Consider the following 9,400-nt stretch of genomic DNA (forward strand, 5'->3'; position numbering starts at 1 on the left):
ATGATCCGGAATGCCGCTCCCGGCCTGGCGAAAGGCGACATTTAAGCCTTGCCGATAGCCTTGGCGAACACGAGGCGCGTGTAATGAAACATCATCTCATTGACGGCGGAGCGCGGCGACGGCATCAGGCCTGAAACGGATCAGCAGCGCGGAGCCGATCGGCGCCCATCTAACCATAAGGAACTCGTCCACGTGCGCTTTCATACGCACGCTGCCGCGAAGAGCAGCGCCATCCCCCTCGCGATCGCGCTGGCGTGTTCGCCCGCGATGGCAGACATCGACGATGCCCTGCCCGCCGGGGAGGAGCGCGAGCCGATCACCATCACGGGTGTGCGCCAGTCGTACCGCGGAAACTTCACGATACACGAGATCCCTCAGGCGATCGCCGTCATCGATGAGGCGGTGATCAAGGAGAACAACATCCTGCGGCTTACCGATGCGCTTGATCTCAACGCTTCCGTCGTGCGGCAGAATACCCTGGGTGGGCTATGGGACAGTTTCGCCATACGCGGCTTCGCCGGTGACGAAAATCTGCCCAGCGGCTATCTCGTCAATGGCTTCAACGCCGGGCGCGGCTTCAGCGGGCAGCGCGATGTCGCCGGGATCGAACGGGTCGAGGTATTGAAGGGCCCCGCCGCAGCGGTGCTGGGGCGCGGGGAGCCAGGCGGCTCGATCAACCTGGTCACCAAGCAGGCGGAACTCGGTCGCACCTTCGGCACCGCGTCGCTGCAGTATCGCAGCTTCGATACGGTGCGTGCGGAGGGGGATACCAACATCGCGCTGACCGATAACCTTACCGCCAGGCTGATCGGCTATGCGGAAAGCGGCGACACGTTCCGCGACACGGTGGAGCAGAAGCGCTGGGGTTTCCTGCCGTCGATCGGCCTTGGCATCGGCGCCGACACACGCCTGACCTATGATTTCGAATGGACGCGCGTCGAGGTGCCGTTTGACCGTGGGATCGTGGTGTTGAACGGCAACTTCGACACCGTTCCGCGCTCCCGGTTTCTGGGTGAGCCGAGCGATGGCGACACGGTGGCGCGCGCGACCGGGCACCAGTTGCGCATGCAACATGACTTTAGCGATCGCTGGAGTCTGCTGCTTGGTGCCAGCCACCGCGACACGCTGCTGAGCGGCGCCTCGTCGGACGCGGAGACGGCGCGCGCTCGGCAAAAGCTCTTCGTCGATGGCTATTCGCTGTCGCGCCAGCGGCGCACCCGGCGCTATACGTCCGAACACAGCGTGCTGCGCGCGGAAATCTCGGGAGAGTTCAACACCGGGGCGCTTCGCCACCGCGTGCTGATCGGCGGCGACTTCGATTATTTCGATACTGATCAGCTCTTCACCCGTTATCGCGGGCCGGTCGTGACGCCCACCACCACCGATCGCGCGGGCTATGTGCTCGATCTGCGGAATCCGGCGTACGGCCGCTATCCGGTGCCGGTGACCGCCCCCATTACGAACCGCCTGGATGAGCAGCGCACGATGGGGGCGTACCTTCAGGATCAGATCAGCCTTACCGACCGGTTGCAGGTGCGCATCGGCGGGCGTTTCGACGACTTCCTGTTGCGCGTCGACAATCGACTGACAAGCGTGCTCGGCCGCCGCAGGCGCAGCCGGTTCAGCCCGCAGGCCGGCATCGTGTACGAAGTGAGCAATCCGCTGACGCTCTACGCGGCCTATGGCGAAGGGTATCGCGCTAACATCGGGGCGGGTGCGGATGGCAACGTCTTCGAGCCGGAAACGAGCAAATCGATCGAGGCGGGCGCGAAGCTGAGCGCGCTGGGTGGCCGGCTTACCGGCACGCTGGCCGTTTATCAGCTTGAGAAATCCAATGTCCTCGCCACCGACACGCTCAATCCGGGCTTCTCGGTCGCGATCGGCAAGGCGCGCAGCCGCGGGATCGAACTGGACGTCAACGGCAAGCTGCCGGGCGATATCGACCTGCTCCTGAGCTACGCCTATACCGACGCGGAGGCGCGCTCGCGCGTGCTCGACCCGAACTTCTCGTTCCAGATCGAGCCCGGCGACCGGCTGATCAACATTCCCGACCACAATCTGAACGTACAGGCGGCAAAGCGTTTCACGATCGGCGATCGCGACGCGCTGCTTGGCGCCGGCATTCAATATGTCAGCCGGCGCAGTGGTGAGACCGGCACCGATTTCGAGCTGCCCGCGCATCGGCTGGTGCGGGTGTTCGGCCAGATCGAGCTGATGCAGGACGTGGAGCTGTTCGGTTCGATCACCAATCTGTTCGACGAACATTGGTATGCCAACAGCTATTCGCCGGTCTGGGTGCAGCCGGGCGCACCGCGTACCGCGACGATCGGCCTGCGGACCACGTTCTGATCGGATGCCTTTCATGCGTTTGAGCCTTTGTACCGTCGCGGGGAGTGCGTTGTTCGCCGCGGTGCCCGCCCTGGCTCAGTCGGTGCCGCTGTCGCCCGCCATCCTTCCCGCGGCCCTTCCATGGTCAGGGGCGAGCGAGCGGCTGATCGTGTCGGCGAACGACCCATGGATCACGCCGGCGGAAGCGGCGGGATTCGCGACGACGCCACGCTATGCCGAGGTTCGTTCGTGGCTGGAGCGGCTCGCGGCCGCATCTCCACTGATCACTGTGGGATCGTTCGGCCGCACCGCGGAAGGGCGCGACATGCTCTACGTTCGCGCCAGCACCGGGGGCAGGACCAAGCCGGTGGCGCTGGTGCAGGGCGGCATTCACGCCGGCGAGATCGACGGCAAGGACGCCGGGCTCATGCTGCTGCGCGACATAGCGTTGCGGGGCAAGGGCGATCTGCTCGACCAGATCGACCTGGTGTTCGTGCCGATCTACAATATCGATGGCCACGAACAGATGAGCGCGTACAATTTCCCGCATCTTCGCGGCCCTGTGGAAAAGGGCCGCGACGCCAATGCGCGGAACATCGACCTGAACCGCGACTATGCCAAGCTGGACGCGCCGGAATCGCGCGCGATGATTGCGCTGATCCGCTCGCTCGATCCGATCCTGTACGTCGATTGCCACGTCAGCGAAGGCTTCGACATGCAATATGACGTGACCTTTACCTACGCCGGCTGGGGCAAATATGCGCGCCACCGCGCCACGGCGGGGTGGCTGGAGGATCGCTTCGGTCCGGCGGTGACGAAGGCGCTCATCGCTGCGGGCCATACGCCGACCATCTATCCCAGCCCGATCGACACACGTCATCCGGAGCGTGGCATTCGCTACGCGCCCGAGGGGCCGCGCTACTCGACCGGATACGGCGATTTCATCGGCATGCCGACCGTGCTGGTCGAGAACCACATGCTCAAGCCCTACCGCCAGCGCGTGCTCGGCACTTACGTGCTGCTCGAGGCGGCGTTGAAGATCGCCGCAAGCGATCGCGCGCGCATCATCGCGGCGAAGGCGGCGGACCGCGCGAGCCGACCGACGGCATTACTGACGCGGTGGAAGCCGACCGCCACGCCGATCGGCTGGATCGATGATTTCAAGGGAGTGGCGTTCGAAACCTATCTGTCGCCCGCGTCGGGGCGCGCGGAGCAGCGCTGGCTTGCCAAGCCGATCACCTTCCGGATGCCGATCATCGGCCAGATACCGACGGAAACCGTGCGCTTGCCAACGGCATGGTGGGTCCCGGCCGCGCAAGGGGAGGTGATCGATCGCCTGCGCCTGCACGGCATCACGTTCGAGACGATTCACACGCCGCAGACGCTCAGGCTCGATCAGGTCCGCCTCGTCGATCCCAGGCTCTCGCAGCCGAACGAGGGACGCTACCCGATCACCGCGCGCTTCGTGCATGCCCAGGCCGAGCAGGTGATGCCGGCGGGCAGTGTTCGCGTCCCCGCCGACCAGCCGCTCGGACTGCTGGCGGCGTCGCTGCTGGAGCCCGAAAGCCAGGACTCGTTCCTTGCCTGGGGATTCTTTCCCGAAATGCTGGCGCCCCCGCCTAACACCGACGCCTTCGTGCTAGCCGCGCTCGGCGAGCGGCTGCTGGCGACCGATCCCTCGGTCAAGGCCCGGTTCGACGCGAAGTTGCGCGCCGAGCCGGCCTTCGCGGCGGACCCGGATGCGCGTCTGGCCTGGCTCTATGCGCAGGCGGGGCCGGGCCACCCTTATCCGCTACGCTACCCGATCGCCCGCGAACTGAAGTGACGGGCGATCAACTCGCGGTGTCGTCGTCGAACCGTGGCGCGCGCCGGAAGTCCGCCTTGGCGAACGGCCGGTCGCGGAAGAGGTAGCCGTAGTAGAAGGACCGCAGCCGGGCGTGATAGGCGCGGATGCGATCCTGATAGGCGAGCTGTCCGGCAAGGTCGGTGTGCGCCAGCCGGGTGAGCAGCCCCTGCACGCCGACCGACGGCAACAGCCAGCCGAGCGCACGCCCGGCCCGGTCGCGCCGCTCCAGCCCCTCGCGATAGGCACGCACTTGACCGGCAACGCCCTCATCAGCGTTCTGGTGGAAGGCGAGATACCATTTGTAATGGAACTCGGACCCGAGCGGCGGCGAGTCCGCCCATTCGGGATGCGCGGCATAGAAGCGTCGCATCGTATCATCGCGGGGGATATCCCAGGCATGATTGACGGCCTCGCGCTGCGCCAACGCGATCTCCGCCCCTTGCGCGATCGGCACCGCGCGATTGATCGCGACGTGGCCGAGGGTCGGCACGATCAGCACCAGCACCAGCCACAGCGCGGCCAGCGTGGCGGCGTTGGCGACCGAGCTCCAGCGGCAGCGTGCGACAAGCGCGGTGAGCGCGATCCAGAAGAGCAGATAGGCGAGCGTCACGGCGAGCACGATGAGGATCGGCCCTGTCGCAACCCCCTCGATGGCGGCCGCGATCGCAAAGGGAAGGGCGAGCGCCGTCCAGAGCAGCGCGAGCCGCAGCAGCGTCCGCCGCCGCCACAGCGCAGCGCCTCCGCGTGGCAAAGCGTCCAGCGTTCGCTGCCGCCCGGCCTCGCGCTCGCCTGACACAAGATCGTGGAACAGTGCGATGACGAACAATGGTGCGAGGAATACCAGGACGAAGGCGAAGTCGAAGCGCCCCGGCAGCGCGAGTTCGGGATTGAACGTATCCCCGTCGTAAATCTGCGCCTCCAATCCCAATGCGCGTACCCGCAGGATGAACGGTGAGACGTCGCGCATGCCAAGCGCCGCGAACGCCAGTGGCGAGGGTGCGTCCCACGTGGGATGGAAGCTGTAATAAGCGGCGCTGCCGGCGTCCCTGGTGCGATCCACATAGTCAGCGACGGCGCCGATATCCTCCGCCTGTGCGGCCGGGATCGCGGCGATCGCGGCTCGCTGTCGGGCGATCTCCGCCATGCCCGCCACGATGGCGGCGACGCTCAGCAATGCGAGCAGCACCAGCGCAAACGCGCTTAAGCGCTGGCGCAGTAGCAGGCGCAGTTCGTGGGCCCACAGGGTCATCGACGTGCTCCCAGTCGGCGGGTAGCGAGCGCGAGCAGGGCCGAAGCGCCCGCCAGCCACACGGCCAGCAGGGCCAGCCCGGGTAGCGCGGCGCGGGCCAGCATCGAGCCGTCGGGCGCGACGAAGCGGAAATCCGGCATCGCCTGCCAGTTCGTCGCGGCGACCCGTTTGCGGCGATCCGCGTCTGCGTCGGTTGCCGTATCGTCGGCATAGCTCACCGCCTCGGCCTCCATCCGGTTCAATCGCTGGACGAGCGCGTAACGATAGGCCTCAGCCTGTTCGAGGAAGCGCCGGTGTGCGGCGAAGTCGGTGCCCGCCGCGGCCATCGACAATCCGCGCAGCGCGATGGCGGGGCTCAGCAGGCCGCTCGCGTCCACCAGGCCATTCTGGCGTGTCTGGGCGGTATAGCTTTCACCGGCATAACGATCGAACAGCCCGGATGTCAGCCGCTCGCCTTCGATGGCCAGCAGTCCTTTGTAGTTGAGCGGCAGATCCTCGACGCGCGTCACCTTGTAGCGATCGAGCAATCGCTGCTTGAATTGCGCAAAATGAGGGTCGTCGGGATTGTGGCTGTCGCCGAGCCGGCGCAGATCCCGGGCGATGGCAACGTCGGTTTGCAGCCGATTGCGGAGCGGCACGGCATTGGCGGCCACGTCCGGCACGGCGCGCGGCAGCAATATTGTGGTGACCGCCCATAGCGCCACCAGCACCAGCAGTGAGTCACGGCTGCGCCGCACCATCGTCGAGACGAAGACGATCAGCACCGTCCACAGCCCGAGATAGAGAAGGTAACCGAGCGCGATCGTCAGCATGGGCAACGCCAGTGCACCGGGCTGCCCGGCGATGGCGACGAGGCCGAGTATCGCTGGCGCCGCAACGGCAGCGGCGACCAGGCCAAGCGCGAGCAGCTTGCCCGCGACCACCTGCCCGCGAGAGGCGCCTTGCAGCATCAGCAGGCTGAGGGTGCCACGCTCCGTTTCGCGGGCCAGCGCGCCGAAGCCGAGAAAGATCATGAGCAGCGGCGCGATGATCTGGAGGACGAAGGCGGGGGTCAGCTGCCCGAACCGGAGCAACAGCGAGCTTTGTCGCACGTCACCGAAATTGGCGGTGTTCTGGCGGTGCCCCTCCAGAAACATGCTGTTGCCCGTAAACGCATCGACACCGGGATCGAACGCGGCAAGCGGGCCGGGCGGGCGGAAGATGAAATGGCCATAATGCACCATGCGATGCGGATGCCGGTCGGGCTGGGCGTCGAAGGCGTGCTCTGCCTCATGCTGGTGCCGCGCTCGCAGGTCGGCGATGCTGCGCTGGTGCGACCAACTGCTCGCTATCGCGACCAGGGTCAGCAGCATGATCAACGCGAACGCGATCAGCGCGACGCGATTGCGTAGCATGAGGCGCAGTTCGTCCCGTGCGATCAGCCGAACGATCCTCATGCCGCTATCCGGTCGCTGCCGACCTGGAACCGCGCGTGGAGCGCACGCACGTCGAACCGGTCGGCACCGCTCGCGGTGACCCGGTGTGCGACGCGACCGGCTTCGAGGAAGGCGATCTCGTCGGCAACATCCGCCGCGCTCAACAGGTCGTGCGTCACCATCAGTACGGCGGTGCCGCGTTCGCGCACTGCCGCGACCAGCGCGTTGAAGTCGGCCGTGGCCCGGGGATCAAGGCCCGAGGTCGGCTCGTCGAGCAGCAGCACGGGCACCGCGCGCAACAGCGCGACTGCGATCGCGACCTTCTGTCGCATGCCTTTCGAGAAGCCGCCCAGCCGCTGGTGCCACGCACGCTCTTGCAGGCCGGCGGCCCGCAGCGCGTCGGTGATCGTATCCGTTCCCTTCCGCTCGTCACTCAGCGCCAGCAGATAGTCGGCATTCTCAACCGCGGAGAGATGGTCGTACAGCGCGACATTCTCGGGTAGATAGGCGATGTGTCGGCGAGCGCCGTCCGGATCGGCGCCCGGGTCGATGCCGCAGACGGCGATCCGTCCCGACGTCGCACGCGCGAAGCCCAGCAGCGCGGACAGGGTCGTCGACTTGCCCGCGCCATTGCCACCCAACAGAGCGGTGATGCTGCTCGCCTCGACCCGCAACGAAAGGCCATCGAGAACCTGGTGGTCACCATAAGCGAGGGTCAGGTCTTCGATCAGGATCGGAGCCGGCGATGTGAACGACATGAATACCTCGATGCGCGGGTGCGGTTCGCCTGTGCAGCATGCGGCGCGCCGTTACAATGTATCATTGCATGACGGGCGCCTGTCCTCAATGCCCGGCGCCGGCCCTCGCCGGCGGCGGCCGGAAGCGCTCCGCGATGGCAGGTCGCTATGGAGAGGGCCGAGCGTTCACTGATTAGACGCTGTCGCGCGGGATCATGAGCGCGGGCGCTTGTTCACTTTGCCAGTGAAAACTTTTCCGCCGCCGCCGCGAGTGTCTGTCCCACCACCGCCACTTCATCGTCGTCGATGTTGTTGCTCAGGTCGATAGCGGAAAGCCCAAAGGCCGGGCGGCCGTTCTCGTCCGCCACGATGGCGGCGATGGCGACGATCCCGGTGTAGAGCGTGTCGCGATCGACACCATAACCGTTCCTCTGCGCGGTGCGGACCTCGCCGATATATCGGGCCGCGTCGATGTTACCGGCCCAGCGCAATGCCCTGAACCCGCGACGCAGCTCGGCATCGCTCAACTGCAGTTGGGCGGCGGCGGCTCGGCCGACCGCGCCGAGCATCAGGGGCATCCGCTGCGTGACGGCGAGGTCCAGCCGGACAGGCCGATTGACGAGCGCGCGATCGATCAGCACGACGCGGTCGTCGACCACTTCCCACAACGCGATCAATCGCCCCGTCTCCGCCGCCAGCCGCGGCAGCTCGGCGCGCAGCAGGTCCGCGACGTTGCTGGTCAGCAATCGCTTCGCCAGTTCGAACAGGCCGCTGCCGAGACGATAGGTCTTGGTCGCCTCGTCGAAGGTGGTCATCCCCTCCGCGGTCAAGGTGCGCAGCACGTTGAAGGCGGTGGACGTGTTGACCTGCGCCGCACGTGCGGCGGCGCTGACGCCCAGTGGCTCGTCACTGGCGGCGAGGACCCGCAGCAAGCGAACGGTTTGCACCACCGCCCCGACCAATTTTCCTTTGCCCTGCGGCTCGCCGTCCTTCGTCATATCGGCATGGCTATGCGCCGCGGCGGCGCTGGTCAACGAAGGGAGGATCAGGCGCTGTGACCGAACGACGCCGGCCCTCATGCTCGCGTGCCCAGGTGCGAGGGGCGGTCGGCGAGGAGGACCGTCTTGGTTTCGAGATATGGCATCAGCCCTTCGACGCCGCCCTCGCGGCCGACGCCGGATTGTTTGAAGCCACCAAAGGCGATCGAAAAGTCGAGCTTCAATCCGTTGTGGCTCATCGTGCCGGTACGGATGCGGCGGGCCACGGCATAGGCGCGATCGGGATCGTGAGTGAACACCGCGCCGGCCAGACCGAAAGGGCTGTCGTCGGCGAGCGCAATCGCCACCGTTTCATCGCGGGCCGGGATGACCGCCAGGACAGGGCCGAACACTTCCTCGCGCGCCAGGCGTGACGCATTGTCGACATGGCCGAAGACGGTCGGCTCCACGAACCAGCCGCGATTGAGGTGTCGAGGCCGTCCGCCGCCGGTCGCCAGGGTGAAGCCGTCGTGGCGAGCGGAAGCGATATAGCCTTCCACCCGGTCGCGCTGTCGGGCGGTGGCAAGCGGCCCCATCTGTGACGTCGGATCGAACGGGTCGCCGACCCGGATGCCGCCCAGCCGCGCGGCGAGCGCTTCGAGGAGCGCGTCGTGGCGGTCCGCGCCGACGATGACCCGGCTGAGCGCGGCGCAAACCTGTCCGGTCAGGTCACAGGCCCGCCCGGCGATGGCGTCGGCAGCAAGGTCGATATCGTAATCGTCGAGGACGATCGCCGCCGATTTGCCGCCCAGTTCCAGTGTCTGGCGCGCGATCCGCCCGCCCGCGAC

The 9,400-nt window shown here is 66.7% G+C and carries 7 protein-coding genes; 2 read left to right on the forward strand and 5 right to left on the reverse strand.

Annotated features, from left to right (window positions below; translation table 11 throughout):
* Nucleotides 1-267: 267 nt before the first annotated feature.
* Together ACFDSW_RS00125 and ACFDSW_RS00130 are read left to right on the forward strand one after the other, a co-directional pair.
* Nucleotides 268-2,349 (forward strand): TonB-dependent siderophore receptor, encoded by a 2,082-nt coding sequence (locus ACFDSW_RS00125; RefSeq protein ID WP_375248262.1) that lies wholly within the window; start codon nucleotides 268-270, stop codon nucleotides 2,347-2,349.
* 13 nt (nucleotides 2,350-2,362) lie between these two features.
* Nucleotides 2,363-4,153 carry a M14 family metallopeptidase gene (locus ACFDSW_RS00130; RefSeq protein WP_375248238.1) on the forward strand — a complete coding sequence of 597 codons (1,791 nt, stop codon included), beginning with the start codon at nucleotides 2,363-2,365 and terminating at the stop codon, nucleotides 4,151-4,153.
* A 7-nt stretch (nucleotides 4,154-4,160) separates the two neighbouring features.
* Here ACFDSW_RS00130 and ACFDSW_RS00135 read toward each other — a convergent pair whose 3' ends face one another.
* The 5 genes from ACFDSW_RS00135 to ACFDSW_RS00155 form a co-directional block, all read right to left on the reverse strand.
* The gene (locus ACFDSW_RS00135) at nucleotides 4,161-5,423 is read right to left on the reverse strand and encodes a DUF3526 domain-containing protein (protein ID WP_375248239.1); all 1,263 of its coding nucleotides are present in this window, start codon (nucleotides 5,421-5,423) and stop codon (nucleotides 4,161-4,163) included.
* Complete coding sequence (locus tag ACFDSW_RS00140; RefSeq protein ID WP_375248240.1) at nucleotides 5,420-6,859, reverse strand: ABC transporter permease; 1,440 nt, start codon at nucleotides 6,857-6,859, stop codon at nucleotides 5,420-5,422. The genes ACFDSW_RS00135 and ACFDSW_RS00140 overlap by 4 nt, the downstream gene beginning before the upstream one ends.
* Entirely contained in the window at nucleotides 6,856-7,596 is a 741-nt protein-coding gene (locus ACFDSW_RS00145) for an ABC transporter ATP-binding protein (protein ID WP_375248241.1), read from the reverse strand. The genes ACFDSW_RS00140 and ACFDSW_RS00145 overlap by 4 nt, the downstream gene beginning before the upstream one ends.
* Nucleotides 7,597-7,808: 212 nt before the next feature.
* On the reverse strand, nucleotides 7,809-8,609 hold the full coding sequence (locus ACFDSW_RS00150) for an IclR family transcriptional regulator (RefSeq protein ID WP_375248242.1): 801 nt from the start codon (nucleotides 8,607-8,609) through the stop codon (nucleotides 7,809-7,811).
* Nucleotides 8,610-8,650: 41 nt separating this feature from the next.
* On the reverse strand, nucleotides 8,651-9,400 hold a 750-nt coding region (locus ACFDSW_RS00155; protein WP_375248243.1), incomplete at its 5' end, for an aldehyde dehydrogenase family protein.

Origin of the sequence: Sphingomonas sp. (assembly GCF_042091075.1) — a bacterium.
Classification (GTDB): domain Bacteria; phylum Pseudomonadota; class Alphaproteobacteria; order Sphingomonadales; family Sphingomonadaceae; genus Sphingomonas.

Bases quoted from the DNA above. Each gene is read 5' to 3' on its own strand.
- ACFDSW_RS00125 (WP_375248262.1), top strand. From the start codon at position 268: ATGGCAGACATCGACGATGCCCTGCCCGCCGGGGAGGAGCGCGAGCCG.
- ACFDSW_RS00135 (WP_375248239.1), bottom strand. From the start codon at position 5,423: ATGACCCTGTGGGCCCACGAACTGCGCCTGCTACTGCGCCAGCGCTTA.
- ACFDSW_RS00145 (WP_375248241.1), bottom strand. From the start codon at position 7,596: ATGTCGTTCACATCGCCGGCTCCGATCCTGATCGAAGACCTGACCCTC.
- ACFDSW_RS00140 (WP_375248240.1), bottom strand. From the start codon at position 6,859: ATGAGGATCGTTCGGCTGATCGCACGGGACGAACTGCGCCTCATGCTA.
- ACFDSW_RS00130 (WP_375248238.1), top strand. From the start codon at position 2,363: ATGCGTTTGAGCCTTTGTACCGTCGCGGGGAGTGCGTTGTTCGCCGCG.